The sequence below is a fragment of the Streptomyces nojiriensis genome, from assembly GCF_017639205.1.
Taxonomy (GTDB): domain Bacteria; phylum Actinomycetota; class Actinomycetes; order Streptomycetales; family Streptomycetaceae; genus Streptomyces; species Streptomyces nojiriensis.
Genome location: NZ_CP071139.1, coordinates 388,367 through 404,729, shown reverse-complemented (window position 1 = coordinate 404,729; position 16,363 = coordinate 388,367). Strand labels below are relative to the sequence as shown.

General features: G+C 69.3%; 16 protein-coding genes. 11 read left to right on the top strand and 5 right to left on the bottom strand.

What is annotated here, in order from left to right:
- Window positions 1-184 precede the first annotated feature (184 nt).
- A complete protein-coding gene (locus JYK04_RS02050; RefSeq protein ID WP_189743309.1) occupies window positions 185-820 on the bottom strand; it encodes a TIGR03086 family metal-binding protein in 636 nt (211 codons plus the stop codon).
- 99 nt (window positions 821-919) lie between these two features.
- Between JYK04_RS02050 and JYK04_RS02045 the strand changes: the two genes are divergently transcribed.
- On the top strand, window positions 920-1,891 hold the full coding sequence (locus tag JYK04_RS02045) for a helix-turn-helix transcriptional regulator (protein WP_189743307.1): 972 nt from the start codon (window positions 920-922) through the stop codon (window positions 1,889-1,891).
- 685 nt (window positions 1,892-2,576) lie between these two features.
- The gene (locus JYK04_RS02040; RefSeq protein ID WP_189743305.1) at window positions 2,577-2,732 is read left to right on the top strand and encodes a hypothetical protein; all 156 of its coding nucleotides are present in this window, start codon (window positions 2,577-2,579) and stop codon (window positions 2,730-2,732) included.
- Window positions 2,733-2,938: 206 nt separating this feature from the next.
- Here the strand turns inward: JYK04_RS02040 and JYK04_RS02035 are convergent, their stop codons facing one another.
- A complete protein-coding gene (locus JYK04_RS02035) occupies window positions 2,939-3,595 on the bottom strand; it encodes a hypothetical protein (RefSeq protein WP_189743303.1) in 657 nt (218 codons plus the stop codon).
- Window positions 3,596-4,470: 875 nt separating this feature from the next.
- On the opposite strand from JYK04_RS02035, the gene JYK04_RS02030 reads away from it, so the two are divergent.
- The gene (locus JYK04_RS02030) at window positions 4,471-5,724 is read left to right on the top strand and encodes a protein-glutamine gamma-glutamyltransferase (protein WP_189743301.1); all 1,254 of its coding nucleotides are present in this window, start codon (window positions 4,471-4,473) and stop codon (window positions 5,722-5,724) included.
- A 160-nt stretch (window positions 5,725-5,884) separates the two neighbouring features.
- A complete protein-coding gene (locus JYK04_RS02025) occupies window positions 5,885-6,301 on the top strand; it encodes an LppU/SCO3897 family protein (protein ID WP_189743299.1) in 417 nt (138 codons plus the stop codon).
- 540 nt (window positions 6,302-6,841) lie between these two features.
- Here the strand turns inward: JYK04_RS02025 and gad are convergent.
- Together gad and JYK04_RS02015 are read right to left on the bottom strand one after the other, a co-directional pair.
- Window positions 6,842-8,278 (bottom strand): glutamate decarboxylase, encoded by a 1,437-nt coding sequence (gene gad / locus JYK04_RS02020; protein WP_229876385.1) that lies wholly within the window; start codon window positions 8,276-8,278, stop codon window positions 6,842-6,844.
- A 544-nt stretch (window positions 8,279-8,822) separates the two neighbouring features.
- Window positions 8,823-9,221 carry a hypothetical protein gene (locus JYK04_RS02015; RefSeq protein ID WP_189743297.1) on the bottom strand — a complete coding sequence of 133 codons (399 nt, stop codon included), beginning with the start codon at window positions 9,219-9,221 and terminating at the stop codon, window positions 8,823-8,825.
- A gap of 149 nt (window positions 9,222-9,370) precedes the next feature.
- Between JYK04_RS02015 and JYK04_RS02010 the strand changes: the two genes are divergently transcribed.
- The 5 genes from JYK04_RS02010 to JYK04_RS01990 all read left to right on the top strand — a co-directional run bounded on the left by JYK04_RS02010 (window position 9,371) and on the right by JYK04_RS01990 (window position 12,305).
- Entirely contained in the window at window positions 9,371-9,655 is a 285-nt protein-coding gene (locus JYK04_RS02010; protein ID WP_189743295.1) for a hypothetical protein, read from the top strand.
- 354 nt (window positions 9,656-10,009) lie between these two features.
- A complete protein-coding gene (locus JYK04_RS02005) occupies window positions 10,010-10,453 on the top strand; it encodes an RICIN domain-containing protein (protein WP_189743293.1) in 444 nt (147 codons plus the stop codon).
- Between the two features lie 164 nt (window positions 10,454-10,617).
- The gene (locus JYK04_RS02000; protein ID WP_189743291.1) at window positions 10,618-10,794 is read left to right on the top strand and encodes a hypothetical protein; all 177 of its coding nucleotides are present in this window, start codon (window positions 10,618-10,620) and stop codon (window positions 10,792-10,794) included.
- Between the two features lie 90 nt (window positions 10,795-10,884).
- Window positions 10,885-11,640, top strand: a complete 756-nt coding sequence (locus tag JYK04_RS01995) for a hypothetical protein (RefSeq protein ID WP_229876383.1) — start codon at window positions 10,885-10,887, stop codon at window positions 11,638-11,640.
- A gap of 395 nt (window positions 11,641-12,035) precedes the next feature.
- On the top strand, window positions 12,036-12,305 hold the full coding sequence (locus tag JYK04_RS01990; protein ID WP_189743289.1) for a hypothetical protein: 270 nt from the start codon (window positions 12,036-12,038) through the stop codon (window positions 12,303-12,305).
- A 769-nt stretch (window positions 12,306-13,074) separates the two neighbouring features.
- Here JYK04_RS01990 and JYK04_RS01985 read toward each other — a convergent pair.
- Window positions 13,075-13,482, bottom strand: a complete 408-nt coding sequence (locus JYK04_RS01985; RefSeq protein WP_189743286.1) for a RidA family protein — start codon at window positions 13,480-13,482, stop codon at window positions 13,075-13,077.
- 143 nt (window positions 13,483-13,625) lie between these two features.
- On the opposite strand from JYK04_RS01985, the gene JYK04_RS01980 reads away from it, so the two are divergent.
- Both JYK04_RS01980 and JYK04_RS01975 read left to right on the top strand, forming a co-directional pair.
- Window positions 13,626-14,006, top strand: coding sequence for a winged helix-turn-helix transcriptional regulator (locus tag JYK04_RS01980; protein ID WP_189743284.1), 381 nt, complete (start codon window positions 13,626-13,628; stop codon window positions 14,004-14,006).
- 894 nt (window positions 14,007-14,900) lie between these two features.
- Window positions 14,901-16,358 (top strand): NF041680 family putative transposase, encoded by a 1,458-nt coding sequence (locus tag JYK04_RS01975; protein ID WP_189743282.1) that lies wholly within the window; start codon window positions 14,901-14,903, stop codon window positions 16,356-16,358.
- The last annotated feature ends 5 nt before the right edge of the window (window positions 16,359-16,363 follow it).

The following is a 16,363-nucleotide window of genomic DNA, read 5'->3' as shown; positions in this document are numbered from 1 at the left end:
CGCCGGCGTTGCCGAAGAACCCGCAGACCAGGCCGATCAGCCCGGTCAGCTGCCAGAACGCGTACAGGGCGGCCGGGGGGGCGACGGACAAGTGCGCGGCCTGGGCTGTGAGGAAGAGCCCGGACGGGGCGGTCGACCGTGCCCCATAGGCCGCTGCCCTCCGGCTGCCCCCGTACCGGGGCCCTCAGGGCCGGCGTCCGGCCCAGGCCACGAGCCGGTCGATGGCCGGGGCCTCGGGGTCCACGGCCACCACCTCTGCGAAGGGGATCCGCCCGCCGCGGGTTTCGGCCGGCAGTGCGCGGCGCACGACGCCGATCACGCGCTCGATGAGGGCCGGGTCCCAGTCCGGGTCCTGTCCGGTCGCCCTGGCCAGGTCCCAGGTGTGCACCGTGAGTTCGTGGGTGTAGACGGCCGCGGCGGCCGCGCCCGGCAGGACGCCCATCGGCAGGCGCAGCTGCCGGCCGAGGATGCCCGGATCCGCCCACACCTCCGCGACCTCGCGGGCGCCCGGCACCCAGGCCGCCGCCCATGCGCCGTCGGCGATCTCGTCGGCGAAGGACGGGACGCTGAACGGGTCCTCGCCGCGCCCGATCACCGAGATCCGGCGGACGACGGCGACGAGGTGGCTCGACAGTCGCCGTACATCGAACTCCTCGCAGGGGGTCGGGGCGTCGTACTGCTCGGGCCGGACGGCGGCCAGCGTGAGGCCCGCCAGCTCGACGGCCGCGGCGAGGTCGGTCCGCGGATCGAAGGAGGAGGGGGCGGCGACGGTGCCGGTGGAGTCGGACGGGGTCTCGATGAGCTGTTCGGTCTTGTTCATGGGTTCATCCTGTAAGCAGAAGTGGCCACCTTCTGGCCAGTTTTTCGAAGAGAATTGAGAGGCGACGACGCGGCACCCACGAAGGAGGAAAAAGGGCACATGAGAGCCGACCGGCTGGTGGCGACCCTGCTCTTCCTCCAAGAACGCGGCCGCGTCACCGTCCCCGAAGTGGCCGCGGAACTGGAGGTGTCCGAGCGCACCGCGCGCCGAGATCTGGAGGCCTTGGCCGCGGCCGGCATCCCCGTCTACTCGCAGCGCGGCCGCGGCGGCGGCTGGTCCCTCGTCGGCGGGGCCCGTACCAACCTCACCGGGCTGACCGCCGACGAGATCCGGGCGCTCTTCCTCGTCACCGGCCCCCTGTCGGCCACCCCCGAACTGCGCACCACCCTGCGCAAGCTGGTCCGGGCCCTGCCGCCGACCATGCGGGCGCAGGCCCAGGCCGCGACTCGCGCGGGGGTCGTCGACGCCACGGACTGGTCCCGCAACGCCGTCACCGCCGATGCCGCCCACCGCTCCGCGCTCCAGGGCGCCGTCGTGGACGGGATCCGTGTCCGCCTCGGGTACGCGGGCGTCGGCAAACCAGTCGGTGAACGCACCGTCGACCCCCTCGGGCTCGTGGCCAAGGCGGGCGTGGACTACCTGGTCGCCGGTACGGACAAGGGCCTGCGCACCTTCCGGCTCAGCCGGGTCACCTCCGTCGAGCCGACCGGCGAACCGGTGACCCGGCCGCCCGACTTCGACCTCGCCACGGCGTGGCGGACGCTGTCCGGAGCCTTCCAGGACGGCATGCACGCGGTGACCGCCCGGGCCCGCGTCCACCCCGACACACTGGCCCTGCTGCAACGGTTCCTCGGCGGCCGCGTGCGCGTCGGCGGTCCGCTGCCCGACGGCTGGACCGAGGTGTGGGTCGACGGTCCGGCCGCCAAGGCCCTGGCAGGGCATCTGGCCGGGCTGGGAGCGCGGGTCGAGGTACTGGAGCCGCCGGAGGTACGGCAGTGGCTGGCCCGGATCGCCGCCGAACTCACGGGGATGTACGCGGGGGAGGAGCCGCCCGAACCCCACGGACGGTAGCCGATGGCGAACCGATTTCGGGGTGGGCGTTCCTGTCCCTTGCCGGGCAGCAGGCGCTGTCAGTGTCCGGTGTGTTCGGTCGCGGGTCGCGGGTCGCGGGACGGGTTACGGAGCCTGGACTCAGGGCCTGGCCGGGGTGGCCGTATCAACTGGAAGGGGGTGACCCCGGTGCAGGCAGCGCCGTACCGGCGCGGGCATGCTGGCGGCTATGGTGCTGGCCGCGTGCGGCTGGTGGGCTGACCGGTCCGGGTACGGGACCGTCGGTCTGGCCCTGAGCCTCCCGGCCGGGACGGTGGTGCTGGCCAGCGCCCGGCGCTCGGGCGCCCCGCTCCGCCGGCCGGCGACTCAAGGCCTTCAGCCAAGTGCCCAGCGCGCGGTCCGGAGCAAGCTGTTCAGCGATTACGTGGCCCAAGTGCTCGCACCCATGCCGGACGAGCTGCCCCGATGATCGAGATCACGGATCCACGGCGTCCACCCTCTGCAGGCGCGGTAGCCCGGTGACCACGTTCGGGCAGGAATCCCGGAACGGGCGCGAATGCGAGTCCGCCTTGCTGCGCGTTCTCATGACGAGTGAGGGGGCGTCCTTCGGGAGGCGGACCGCCACGGGAACCTCCGCGCGCGGTCGGCGGGCTCGGCCCCACCTGCAGAAGGCGCGGCAGCGCGCTTTCTGGCCGTAACCGTGGCCGTGGCCCTGTCCCGTTTCCCGCCCCAGCGCCGACCCGCCGCTGTCCGGCACGCCTGGACGGGGTACGCGGTGCTGTACCCGCTCGCGACTGCCGCCCGGACCCGGAGCATCGGCCATGCCGTCACCGAGCGGCTGCGCCGCCGGACCGAGGTCTGACCGCACAGGGTGCACCCAAGTACTGGAGTCACGGGTCGATCCCGCTCACGTCTCGTCACACGTGCGTCCATGGCTTGGGGTTCGCTTCCATCAGCGCCCCCCGACGGTGAGCCGGCCCGCTCGTTTCCACCACGTACGGCGAGGTCAAAGGAGCCGTGGGCGGGTGCCGCGGAACGCCTGAAAAGTGCCGCCCTCGAACGGGCGTCTCACCGCCCGGCCGGCCCCCGCGGCCTCCGGCGCCGCTTCTGGTACGCCTCCCTGATTCCGCCGACCAGCCCCAGGAGCACCGCCGCCCCGACCGCCACCTCAGCCGCGGTGCGCAGGCCTCGGCCGTGGACGTCCCCTGCAGCCCTCGGCGAGACCTTGCCCTGCGGGTCGTGCACCACCGCCAGCGACTCGCCCTCCTTCGCGAGCCGCGAGGAGGCGTCCAGGTGTTCCGGTCCGCCTGCGGGGCAGCCCAGGCGGTGGTCGTACGAGGTCCGGGTCGTGGAGGTCCAGTGGCCTTCCGAGTCCATGGAGGATTCCGTCTCGGTGTGCTCGGTGACCTTCAGCACGAGGCAGCTGATCTCGACGCCCCGGTCCTCCAGCGCGCTGTGCCCCACGGAAGCGAGTGCCAGGATGGCGCCGAGACCGGCAGGGAGGGCGGACCACGCGATGAGCGAGGCCCCTCGCCGTGTGGCGTGCCAGCCGAGCAGGACCAGTGGGAGCAGCAGCCCGCCGAGGAAGAACCCCCAGTCGCCCAACGCCCCGTACGCCGACTCCCACGCCACCCCGAACGCCAGGGCCGCGGCCAGCGGCGGCGCGGCCAGCGCCACTGCCGTCCGCCAGAGTCCGCGCGCCCATCCCCCGTGCCAGCCCGCCATGCCCGCCCCCGTGGCTCGTACGTGTGCGCTCCAGGTAACCGCGACGGCACGGGGCACGTAAAGGGTGCGGCTGCCCGGCCGGTTGTCCGGCGGCCTGGTCCGCGATGGCGACTCGTCGTCCGGGATACCGCGGCAGGCGCCGGGCCCCCGCGGCCCGGCTCGGGAACAGGTCAGTGCTGCCGGGCGCCGATCAGGACACCGTGCACGCTGCCGCTGCCGCTGCAGTCGCCAAGAACTCCGCACGGAGAGGGCCTTACCGGCCGTTCTACGGAAGACGACGGCTCATGACAGAGCTGGGCCGGCAGCGAGCCGACCGAGGTTCGAAGGGGAGAGTGGCGAAGACCTTGCGGTCCTCCCGGCAGGCAGAGCCGCGTCGGGCCGGAACTCCGCACGCGTCGGCCGGAGCTCCCGCGTCCGTATCGCCGCCGGCGCCTGACATTCCCCGGCACGGCTGACAGCGCCACCACAGACCATTCCGCGGGGCTTTCGAGGCGGCCGGGTCCGGTCGCGCCACGGATCGTGCGGCAGGGGCCAGGAGAACGCTGCCGCTGCACGTACCGGCGCAGGGCAGGCCCGGTCCGCATGACCGGATACCACCCCATTGGCCTGCTGGCCGAATGTGGAGCCGCAGTGTTGCCGAGGAATCGGCACCGGGACATGATCACTTCTCGTACGACCTGACTATCCATTCGAGAACCGGCGTAGGAGCAGTGAAATTCCGTCCGGTGCCGGTCTCTTGCCACTTCCGGACGCGCGAGGCAAAAGCGGGAGCCGGGAGCCGGGAGCAGGACGGCTTCGGCAGCTCTTTCATGCCGCCGCGCACACGCTTCGCGCTCTCGCGTGTCATTTTTCAATGAAAGGAATTCCAGGCTTTCATGTACAAACGTTCAGGGTTCCTCGCCCTCACCACAGTGGGCATCGTGCTGTGCACCGCTGGTCTCACCCCGTCCGTCAGCCAGGCAGTCGGCGGTACCGGCGACGGGAAGGGTTCCTATGCCGACAGCAACGGCCTGACAGCGGATGACATCAGGCTCATCAACGCGCTGAACGAAGAGGCCCTGGACCTGGGCCGGCCGGACAAGACCCCCGGCGGGGACCTGCCGAGCGCCACCGAGTCCCTCAGGCCCTCCGCTGCGGCCGACGGCAGGGTGACGCCGCCCGCCGAGCCACTGGACCGCATGCCCGACGCATACCGGGCCCGTGGAGACAGGGCCACCACCGGCGTCAGCAACTACATACGCAAGTGGCAGCAGGTCTACAGCCACCGCGACGGACGAGTGCAGCAGATGACCGAACAACAGCGGGAGCAGCTGTCCTACGGGTGCGTCGGTGTCACCTGGGTCAATTCAGGTCCCTACCCGACGAACAAACTGGCCTTCGCGTCCTTCGACGAGGAAAAGCACAGGGACGCTCTGGAGAACACCAGCCCCCGGCCGGGCGAGACGCGGGCCGAATTCGAGGGGCGCATCGCCAAGCAAAGCTTTGACGAGGCAAAGGGCTTCAACCGGGCCCGCGATGTGGCATCCGTCATGAACAAGGCCTTGGACAGCGCCCACGACGAGACTGCCTACCTGAGCAGCCTCAAGGCGGAGCTCACGAAGCGCGACGACGCTCTCGCCGCCGAAGACAGCCGTTCCAACTTCTACTCGGCCCTGAGGAACACCCCGTCCTTCAAGGACAGGAACGGGGGCAACCACGACCCGTCCAAGATGAAGGCGGTCATCTACTCGAAGCACTTCTGGAGCGGGCAGGACCCCCGGAGCGCCTCCGACAAGCGGAAGTACGGCGACCCCGACGCCTTCCGCCCCAACGAGAACACAGGCCTCGTCGACATGTCGAAGGACAAGAACACCTCACGCAGCCCCGCCAAGCCCGGCGAAAGCTATGTCAACTTCGACTACGGCTGGTTCGGGGATCAAAAAGAAGCAAACCCGAACAACACCATATGGACCCACGCCAACCACTACCATTCGCCGGAAGGTGGAATGGGGCCCATGCAGGTGTACGAGAGCAAGTTCCGCAACTGGTCCTCCGGATACACCGACTTCGACCGCGGAACCTACATCATCACCTTCATACCCAAGAACTGGAACACCGCACCCGCCGAAGTGAAGCAGGGCTGGTCGTAACAACTCGTCCCTTCACGAGCACGATTCTGCGCAACTACCGCTGGACGGTGAGGGGCCGCTCATCGGCCTGGGCCTCGGTGAAGTCTTCGGAATCGGCTCGGCCATACCCCCCGGTAGTGGTGGCGAGGTCGAACTGCATCCCGCAGGAACAGGCAACTCCATGGCCACGCCGCCCGCACCGCAGACCCCCGAGCAGCCCGCCGCTCCCGGCCCGTTCGACGCCACCGTCGCGCCGTCCGAGCCCGCGAAGAAGAAGGGCGGCCTGGGGAAGAAGATCCTCGGCGTCGGCGTGGCGATCGCGGTCGCACTGTTCTGGCGCCTGGGCCTTCCCTACCTGACGGGCGAGGCCCCGGTGCACGCGAAGGCCGGCGACTGCGTCGTCGTCACCGGCCCGGAGAACGACCCCAAGGTCGAGAGCAAGGGCTGCACCGAGAAGGTGGCCGACCTTTACAAGGTCGTCAAGGTCGTTGACAACACCTTCGATCTCGACAAGTGCGAGGGCGTGGCCGAGGTCGCTCTCGCGCAGCAGCTCGAGACGGACAAGTTCGTCCTCTGCACGGAGCCCGTCAAGAACTGACGCCCCACACAAGCCCGCAGGGGCCGGACCCGCCGGGTCCGGCCCCTGCGACGTCCCCGCGGGCCGTCGGGCGCCCGTGCAGCGAGTCCAGCAGCGTGAGGCCGTCTCCCGGACAACCGCAACGCCCTGCTGCCACGTTCTGCACGGAGACCTGCACACCGTTGGCCGCCGGCGCGCTGATCGGATCGGGCCGCCCAGCAGGACTGGCTGCTGTCTGCCGTCGAACAGGACCGGGACGGCTTCCGAACGCACTTCACCGAGCTGGCGACAGCCACCCGTCGGCCCTGTTCACGAGAGCCGAACAGGCCGAACAGGCCGAACAAGCCGAACAGCAAGACCTGCGGTAGCCGACACCGCTGGTCAGCGGCTGCCCCCCCGGGTGGGCCGGGCGGCCGCCGGCGTGCTGTGTGACGACGGCATGTTTGCGGTGGTCGGGACCACCCGCTCCAAGGCCCAGGTCCTGCACCTGACCGCGCGGGACAGGTAACAGCACGGGTTGCCGGTTGCCGGCCGCTCAGAGGACCACTCCGTGACAGTGCGTCAGTAGCCGGTGCCGCGCTTGACCTGGGTCCGCTCGATGCTGTGGGCCGCCCCCTTGTCGTCCAGCGTGCTACATGCGTCGGCGATGTCCTGGGTCAGGCGGTCGATCTGTTCGCGGCTCAGGGTTTCCTTGACCAGGGCGCGCAGGATCTTCACCCGTTCCGCGTTGGGCGGGAGGGTGTATGCCGGCACCATCCAGCCCCGCTCCGCCGAAAGCTGCCAGGCGATGTCGGACTCGTCGTAGGCGTGCTTGCCGGCGAGGCGGAAAGCGACCAGCGGCAGCTGCTCGAGGTCGCTTCCGATCACCTCGAAGCGGCCGCTGCTGCGCAGGTTGTCCGCCAGTGTGCGGGCGTTCTCCTGCATCGCCTTCATGACGTAGGTGTAGCCCTGGCGACCGAGCCGCACGAAGTTGTAGTACTGCGCGAGCACCATCGACGCACCGGTGGAGAAGTTCAGCGTGAACGTCGCGTCGGTCTTGCCCAGGTAGTTCTCGTAGAAGACGAGGTCCTTGGCGAGGTCGGCCTCTTCGCGGAAGACCAGCCATCCGATGCCGGGGTAGACCAGTCCGTATTTGTGTCCCGAGACGTTGATCGAACGGACCTGCTCGAGCCGGAAGTCCCATTTCGAGTCCGGGTAGAGGAAGGGCCAGACGAATGCGCCGCTGGCGCCGTCGACATGGATCGGAATGTCGAGGTCCCGCTTTTTGCGAACGTCCCGCAGGAGCTTGTCGATCCCGACGACATCGTCCATGTGGCCGGTGAACGTGGTGCCGAGGACGGCGACGACGCCGATCGTGTTCTCGTCGAGGTGGGGCTCCACGTCCTCCGGGCCGATCGTGTACTTGTCCTCGGCAAGCGGCATGATCCGCGGCTCGACGTCGAAGTAGCGGCAGAACTTCTCCCACACGACGTGGACGTCACCCCCGAAAACCAGGTTGGGCCGGTCGATGGAAAGGCCGGCCGCCTGGCGGCGCTCGCGCCACTTCCACTTCAACGACAGCGCGCCGAGCATGATCGCCTCGGACGAGCCCTGGGTCCGGCATCCGGTCGTCCTGCCGGGCGCGTGGAAGAGGTCCGCGAGCATGCGCACGCAGCGCTGCTCGATCTCGGCGGAAATGGGGTATTCGGCATGGTCGATGAAATTGCGGTGAAGGTTCTCGGCGATCAGCCGTTGCGCCTCCGGTTCCATCCACGTGGTGACGAACGTGGCGAGGTTGCGCTGCGGGTCGCCCTCCATGGCGAGATCCACATCCACGAGCCTCATCGCGTCCGTCGCGGCCATGCCTTCTTCGGGGAAGGTCTCCGAGGGGGCGGGCACCGTCAGGAATCGGTTGCCGAACAGAGCCGAGTCGTCGCGCTTGGTCATGACTCGATTCAACAGCGCCGGAGCCTGCGGAGGTCGAAGGACACACCGCGCGGTCGGCGCGGTCAGCGACACCGTGGCAGACGGGCCAGGCGTGCACCGAGGAAGACGGAGTACGGCCGTGGGTCGGCCGGAGGCGGGGCCTTCATACCGGTGGTGCTGCGCCCGGTATCACCGGACCGTGATCACGACTTGCCGTCGCAGTGTCGTCGCGGTTTCCCAGGCTTGTGCCGTCCTCGCCCCGACGACCGCCCACCCTGACGAGTACACCCTCACAGAGACGATTATGTCTCTGCCGATCGCGGAGGAGATCCGTGACGTGTACAAGCGGGACCAAGTGCGCACACGGCATTCCCATGCGTCCTGCCCGCAATACCGCGCTCACCCCACTCGCCCAAGACCTCCCTCGGCCGTTCCGGCCCCACTCCTCGGCCTTCACGTCGTGACCGCCACACCACGGCGCCGCTGCGCCGCAACAGACTGGACCGCCCAGCTGGAAGCCCGCACGTCGCAACCCCACAGCTGATCTCCGGCTGCCCGTCGCGGCGATGCGGGCAGGAACGCCATCGGGATTCGACTCGCAGCACGGCAGCCGGCGCGAGGACCTGCCCCACGCGGCTCAGTCGTCCGGACCGCACACGGCGCCGCCGGGCCGTTGACGGGAGTACCGGACGATGGCTTCCTGCGAGGTCGATGACGCGCTGCCGTCGGCGGGGGTGAGCGTGTAGAAGGCGATGATGGAACCCTCGGTGACGGCGTCCAGGACGCCGTCCCAGGGGATGGTGTAGCTGGCCGAGGTGGTGTCAGCGGTGATGCTCGCGACACCCTGGATCTCCGCAGCCGGCGTCTGCCCGGTGGCGTCGCTGCAGACCGTGATGTGGAAGGTGACCTTGTCGCCGGTCTTGAAAGGTATCTGGTCCACCGCGACGAGGACGCCGTTCCAGGGCTCCTGCCGGCAGGTGATGCCGCCGGGGGGCTCCTCGTAGGGAAATTCCGGGAAGTCGAGCTCGACGGACATGCGGGCTCCTTGTCGGTCGAAGGGTGGGGGCGAGGATCGGACTCCCGCTCCATGATCGTGGACCGGACGCCAGGCCGTGAGGCCGGATCCGTGAGGATGAGCAGCCTTGCTCGCCACCAGGGCGGTCCGGGAACGCGACCCGACTCGAATTGCGCTCCCCGTCGGCCGGTGGCCACGGCAGGAAGACGGAGCGCCGCCACCGGTACGGAAACGACCTGGGATCGGACGTCACCCTCGTCGGCGTCACGGCCCGCTGGAACCGTCAGAAGAGCGACCTGGAGGCCGGCCCCGGCGGTGCACTGCCGGGGCATCGGTGTGTGGGTGGCCACCAAGCACCGCTGGGGCCGGCGGTGGACCAGGCCGAGCGCGAGGCGCTGCTGTCGTATGCGGCCGGCTGCCCGAACGCGAACCTCGCCTTCGAGCGGGCCGGCTGACGCAGCCGGGCGGGAAACGGCGGCGGTCACCGGCATGGTGACCGCCGCCGCCGTGTTCTGGAGAGGTACGCCTGTGTGCCGACGTACGGCAGGTGTCACCAGCGGCAGGTGTCGACCTGGTGAGGCGCCGTAGTTGTCACCGGATCGGCACGCTCCTTCTCACGCCATGGGATGCGCAGAGCATCTGCCGCCGGACGGAGACGATCGAGCGCCGGGACGCATCCGCTGTACTCCTGGAGGGTGACGCAGGGCCTTTCCGACCCTCTGTCGGACGTCGGCAGGGAAGGGATTCGCCTGACCCAAAAGATCAGCGGTGACCCTCGCGGGCACCGCACGACACGAGTGGAGTCGGCCATGGCACCTGTACCGAACGGCCTGTACATGATCACCCGCCCTCGCGAGCAGCTGCTCACGCTGCTGGACGGGGCATCGGAACCCAAGACACCCGTTGTCCTGCTGCCGCCCACCGGCAATCCCGGCGAGCAGGAATGGCAGCTGGAGAAACTCAGCAACGGCAACTACACGATCCGCAACCTCCGCAGTGAAACCTATGTCTCCTACGACGGCGACCCGGAGACGAACAAGCCGGTCGTCGGATACCCCGAGCCCCGCGAGTGGGCGCTCTACCAGAGCGACCAGCCGCACACCTTCCACATCGTCGTCCCCGGAGGCCCCGTCGACGGCGAGGAGCTGGCCCTGGACCTCAGCCTGCTGCGGATCTTCCCGCCCCGTATCGCGCTGAGGCCACTCGACGTCAGCGACCGAAGCCAGGCGTGGACCTTCCAGTTCATGGAGTAGAGACGTGGACCGGGTGCCCGGGTCGGCAGCCGACCCGGGCACCGCCCGAAGACGCAGCCCTGCCTACGACAGGACAGCCGTCTTCCGGATGACAACAAGCCCGCTTCTGCGTCAACTGTCGTGCTTCGGCTCAGTCTGCTTCGGGTGGGGTGCGACCGCCCGGCTTGTTCTCGGAAGGAGACGTCGATGCAGTCGATGTCGGTGAGTTCGACTTCGAGGTGGTCGGCGCGGGCTTTTCGTTCGCTGGGGCGGTAGCGCTCGACGAAGCGCCGGCCGACGCCGAGCTCGGCCGCGACGGCTCTGGTCGATCGGGTGAGGGTAGGTATGTGGTTCGTCAGTGAGGCTCCTTTGAAGAGGGGGGTGGGATACCTGTCGCTTGACGAGGGAGAAGGACGGAACGCACTGTCATAGGGGCCTGGCACTCTTGATGAGTGCTGATCAACGGATACGACGAGGGCCCGGTTGTGGCCGGCGAAGAGCTGATGGCCCTACCCGGGTTCTGGGCGGCTTGCCTGATGTGGATGTGCGAGTCGGACGACGAGCACGATGTCCCGTTGCCCGAGCTGTTCGGCGTGGACGGCGCCGACGCTGACGCGGCGGCCGAGGTACTGATGAACGAGGAAGCGTGGCTGGCCTTCCGAATACCGTTCGCCGACGATCACACCGCTGTCGTGATACATGCCAACCACCCCGATGACGCCGGCATTGAGTACTTCGTGACTCATGCCGACTGGGGGCGTCACGGGTACCTGGCCACTGTGGACGGCCACTACGCCGGCCCCGGCTTGGCATGGCGAGAGCTCATCCACATCGCCCATACCCCCGACCCAGCAGCGCCCGGCGTCCAGAACCCCCATGCCCGGCTGCTGCTCCTGCTGCCCACGCTGGGAGACCAGGACACCCCGGCAGAAGCCGTCGACGTAGTCGCCGAAGCCTTGCTGTGGGCGAGGGTCCCGGCCGGTGAAGCACGACGTCTGGCGGGACGGATGCTGGATCATCCCCTGTTCGCAGCCGCCCAATGGGTCATGCCGGCTCCGGAGAAGCCGATCGGCAGCGACGAGATCTTCGACGGGATCCTCGTCTGCGGTGCTCACCACAGTCCCCGCTGCGGCATCCGGCTGGGACAAGGCATCACGCGTGAGCAGAACGACAAACTCGCCCGCGCTCTCGGCACCTGGCCCGCCTGAACTGGGTGTGATCATTTTCCGGTCCCATGACTTCTCGCTTCGGGGAGGCCGAGGTCGACGGATGGCCGCTGAAATCGGCGTTGGGTCTCGTTGCGCTTGGTGCGAAGGAAGGTAGGAATGCAGGGGCGACGTCGATGCCCTCGATCTGACCGATCCGGCCTTCGGTCTCGGCCTGTGTCCTGCGTTGCATGAGGTCGCTCTCCAACCTGGTGAGCTCATGAGCCGAGCTCGACCTCGCGGCGGTCGACGTGCTCCTCGCCGGCTGGCGAAGGCCCCGGACACGGTGCTGGGTTCCACCGGTCTGGAACCGCTGCCCGGCGCCGCTCCGCCGCGACGGGCGCAGGCAGCCCGGTCCGGGGGATCGGCGCCGGAGCACGTCCGGACCCAGGTACCGGATGGGGGCAGGCGGGACGGGGCAGGCGCAACGCGAGCGTGTGGAGGCGGGGCGGGCAGCCGCGCAGGAACTGCTGAACCGCGCGGCCGCCGCCGTGGAGGTGGCCGAGGACGACGTACAGGCTGCGAGGGAGCTACTGGTGACGGCCCGTGCGGCGGGCGCGGGCGCGGCTACGCGTCTGCGGGAGGCCGGGCGTACGGCTGCGAAGGCATGGGCACGGGCGGAGGCGGCGGCCCGGAAGCTCGAAAAGCTCACCAGCTCCGAGGGGTGAACTCGCAGCATGTGCGGTGGCCGCACAGGTGGCCGGAGCGCCGTGGCCGGCCGGACGCGTGACGCACTGATGCGGGCCGCCTCTTCCATGTGCGTCGCACCGCTGTGCCTCCTCCTGCGCCTGTTCGAGCCCCGCGCCCAGGGGGCCGACGGCCGCGAACTGCGGCGATCGTCGCCGACGGACTGCAGGAGATCTACTTCAAGGACGGCGGAACCCGCGCCGACCAGCTCCGGGTCGAGTCCGCCGGCATCGACTCCTTCGACGTCTCCTTCTGAACCCCGCCGCGGGCCGCACCTGCAAGGGCCGCTCCCGGCCCCGTGGCGCTGTCGACCGCGGGCAGGACCCGCAGCCGTCGCACGTCGCCGGTCACCGCCCCGGTCGGCGGCATACGGCCCGGCTCCGGCTTCAGCCCGCCACCCCCGGCCACGGACCCGGATGAAGCCCGGAGGGACGGTGCGCAGACCGGTGGGGCGCTCGTCCGAATCGCCCGCCAAGACACGATCGACCAGCGCCAGGCCCTCGCCGCGCTCGAGGACTTCATCCGCCGCCCACCGGGGCGGGCGGGCTATCGCTCTGCCATGCTGACCGCCCCAAGGCGAACACGGCGACCACTGCGGTGAAGGACCCGCTTGTCGCGCTGACGGCCCTGACCGATCTCAGGTACCTGATCGCCGGGGAGGGCGCGGACGCGGCCCTCCTGGCTGGGGTCGGTCCCGGTCGGCTCGGTCCCCTGGCCGGCCGGGGCGCCGAGGAGCCGTGGCGACGGGGTTCAGTCGATGACGGCGGTGGCCTCGACCTCCACCAGGTGCTCGGGTACGTCCAGTGCCGCGACGCCCAGCAGCGAGGCAGGTGGGACCGGTGCGGCACCCAGTTTCGCGGACGCGCGGGTGATCCCCTCCATCAGCAGGGGCATCTTGGCGGGGGTCCAGTCGACGACGTAGACGGTCAGTTTCGCCACATCGTCGAAGGAGGCGCCGGCCTCGGCCAGCGCGGTGGCGATGTTGAGGTAGCACCGCTCGACCTGAGCGGCGAGGTCGCCTTCGCCGACCGTGACACCGTCGGCGTCCCAGGCGACCTGCCCGGCGACGAAGACCAGTTTCGACCCGGTAGCGATCGACACCTGCCGGTAGGCGTCGATCTCCGGCAGTCCGCTGGGGTTGACCAGGGTGATGGCCATGCTGTGCGCCTCCGTTGTCATGAGCGTCCGTGAGCTTGCTTGAGGCAATCCACGACTCGCTTGGTCACTTGTGGTTACTCAGGAACCGTAGGAGAGTGGTCGCTGACATGGAAGAACGCACTTTTCGGTGACTGGGGAACCTTATGGTGACCAAGCAGCTCTCAGGCTCGCCCGACGAAGCGGACCTGAGGCGTGCGGACTCTCTGGGGCGGGAGATCTTCTCGGACATCGCCAACAAGTGGGCGCTCCTGATCATCGAGGCCCTGGGGGAGGACACCCTGCGCTTCAGCGAGTTGCGGAACGGGATCGAGGGCATCAGCCACAAGATGCTCACCCAGAACCTGCGCATGCTGGAGCGCAACGGGCTGCTTGAGCGGACCGTGTATCCCGTCGTGCCGCCGCGGGTCGAGTACACCCTCACGGAGCCGGGTCAGGCGCTACGGGTGACGATCGACGGACTGTGCGACTGGACGCACCAGTACGTCGGTCACATCGAGGCATCCCGTCACCGCTTCGACGGCTGACGGGCGAACACGCCCCGGTGACATCGGCCGGGCCGCAACGGGACGGTGGGACACTCCGGCGCGGGCGGCAAGAGCCGAGCCCAGGCCGGCGCGGCAGGGTGAGAGGCGCAGCGGATCCCGGCGTCCGTGTGAGGTCCTGCGGTGCCGTTCGGGTGGCACCACTGCGCTCCAGGTACCCGGTGAAGGTCTGCAACCGGTCCGGGCCTTCGGGCATACGCTGCCGCGCTCCTGAGCGCCGCGGTCCGCGCCGTCGAGGTCGTCGATCAGCAGGGACAACGCGTCTTCGGACGGGTCGTCGTCGATGTGCTCGCCGCTCTCAGCTTGTTTTTATGGTCCGCCACCGGTCACTTGCGGCGGGTGTGTGCTGCGAGTGAGCTGGTTGTCGAGGTGGGCAATGACTTTGCGGAGTTCACGGGCGCCGCGAGGGGACATGGCCCGAAGCACGGTGTCGAGGACGGCGCGGGCCTGCAAGGGGTTGCCGCAGCAGTAGTCGTGCACGTCGCCGTGCTCATAGTGGTGCCACAACTCGCGTGCGGACCGGCGAACATGGTCCTTCCACAAGCGCACGGCCCAGCCAGTCTCTCCCGGCTCCAGGTAGTTCCGAGTGCGCTCAAGGCGAGCGATCTCGGACAGCACTCGTGGGGACAGTCCGTCGATGACGGGCTTGGCGTTCTGTTCTCGGTGCCGGCGCGGAAGGCCGGCCCGGATGTGTCCTGGCCGGTTACGCGGCATGGACCTTTCGGTTTGTCGTCATGCGGAATATCGTGCCACGCCCTCGAATGGCGTCTCGAACTGGGTCACTCACCTGGGCATTTGCCGGACAGGCGGACGGCCCCCGCACGAGCATGCGTTCCGTCACAGAACCGCACTCGTACGAAGGCCGCAGGAGCGAGTGTGCTGCACCACGATGCCCGGCACGAGGCGTTCGACTTCACGTCCCACTTTCGGGAGGACCTCTACGCATGTCTGACCCGCCGTGGTGACACGCTGTTCGAGCTCACGGACGCGATGCTCTGCGAGGACGGCCCGGTGACCTCGCCGGTGGACCTGACGCTGCTGGCCGAGCACCGGCGGGGGCACGGAGCGTTGTACGACGCGCTCAACCAGGGCCGTGTCGACGCGGTCCGGCTGCGCAAGGCCCTGGCGATGCTGCCGCAGCCCAAGGCCGCCGACAACCGTCTGGTCCTGGCCGTCGATGTCTCCGCGTGGCTGCGTCCGGACGCGCCGACCAGCCCGGACCGGCTGTTCTGCCATGTCTACGGACGCTCGGGACGCTCCAGTGACCAGTTCATCCCCGGCTGGCCCTACTCCTTCGTCGCCGCCCTGGAGACCGGGCGCACGTCGTGGTGCCAGCTGCTCGACGCCGTCCGGCTCGGCCCCGACGATGACGTCGCCGAGGTCACCGCGGCCCAGGTCCGCCGCGTCGTCACCGACCTGATCGCCCAGGGGCAGTGGGAAGACGGCGACCCGGACATCCTGGTCGTCTTCGACGCCGGCTACGACGCTCCGCGCATGGCCTACCTCCCTACCGGCCTCCCCATCGAGGTGCTCGGGCGGACGCGTTCGGACCGGGTGATGCGCCGTCCGGCGCCCTCGCTCAAGGAGTACGCCCTGTCCTTTCCCCAGGGCGGGCGGCCGCCGAAGCGCGGCAAGGAGTTCCGCTTCGCCAAGCCCGACACCTGGGGCGAGCCGGATGCCGAGACGGTGCAGGTCACCGACCGCTACGGCACCGCGAAGGCGATGGCCTGGGACCGTATCCACCCCCGGCTCACCACCCGCAGCGCGTGGATCGACCACACCGGTGAACTCCCCGTCATCGAGGGCAGCCTCATCCGCCTCGAGGTCGACCACCTGCCCGGCGGCCAGGACCCGCTGCCCCTCTGGGTGTGGTCCTCCAAGACCGGCATGGCCAGCACCGACGTCGACCTGCGCCGGCAAGCGTTCCTGCGGCGCTTCGGCCTGGAACATACTTTCCGTTTCGTAAAGCAGACACTCGGCTGGACCCGCCCCAGGCTCCGTGCACCCGAGGCCGCGGACCGGTGGACGTGGCTCGTGATCGCCGCCCACACCCAGCTCCGGCTCACCCGCGAGGCCGCGGCCGATCTCCGCCGCCCCTGGGAGAAACCGGCCGAGCCCGCCCGGCTCACCCCGGCCCGCGTCCGCCGCGGGTTCAGGAACCCCCGCCCTCACCTGCACAGTCCGGCCCGTGCGCCCAAACCTTCAACTCCCGGACCAGGGCGCCCACTTGGCTCGAAGAACCGATGGCCCGCCACCCGTTACGACGTGGGCAAATCAACCAGACGCCCTGAAAGCATCACTGAACGTAATAAGCTCAAAGCTCACAAACCATAAAAGAC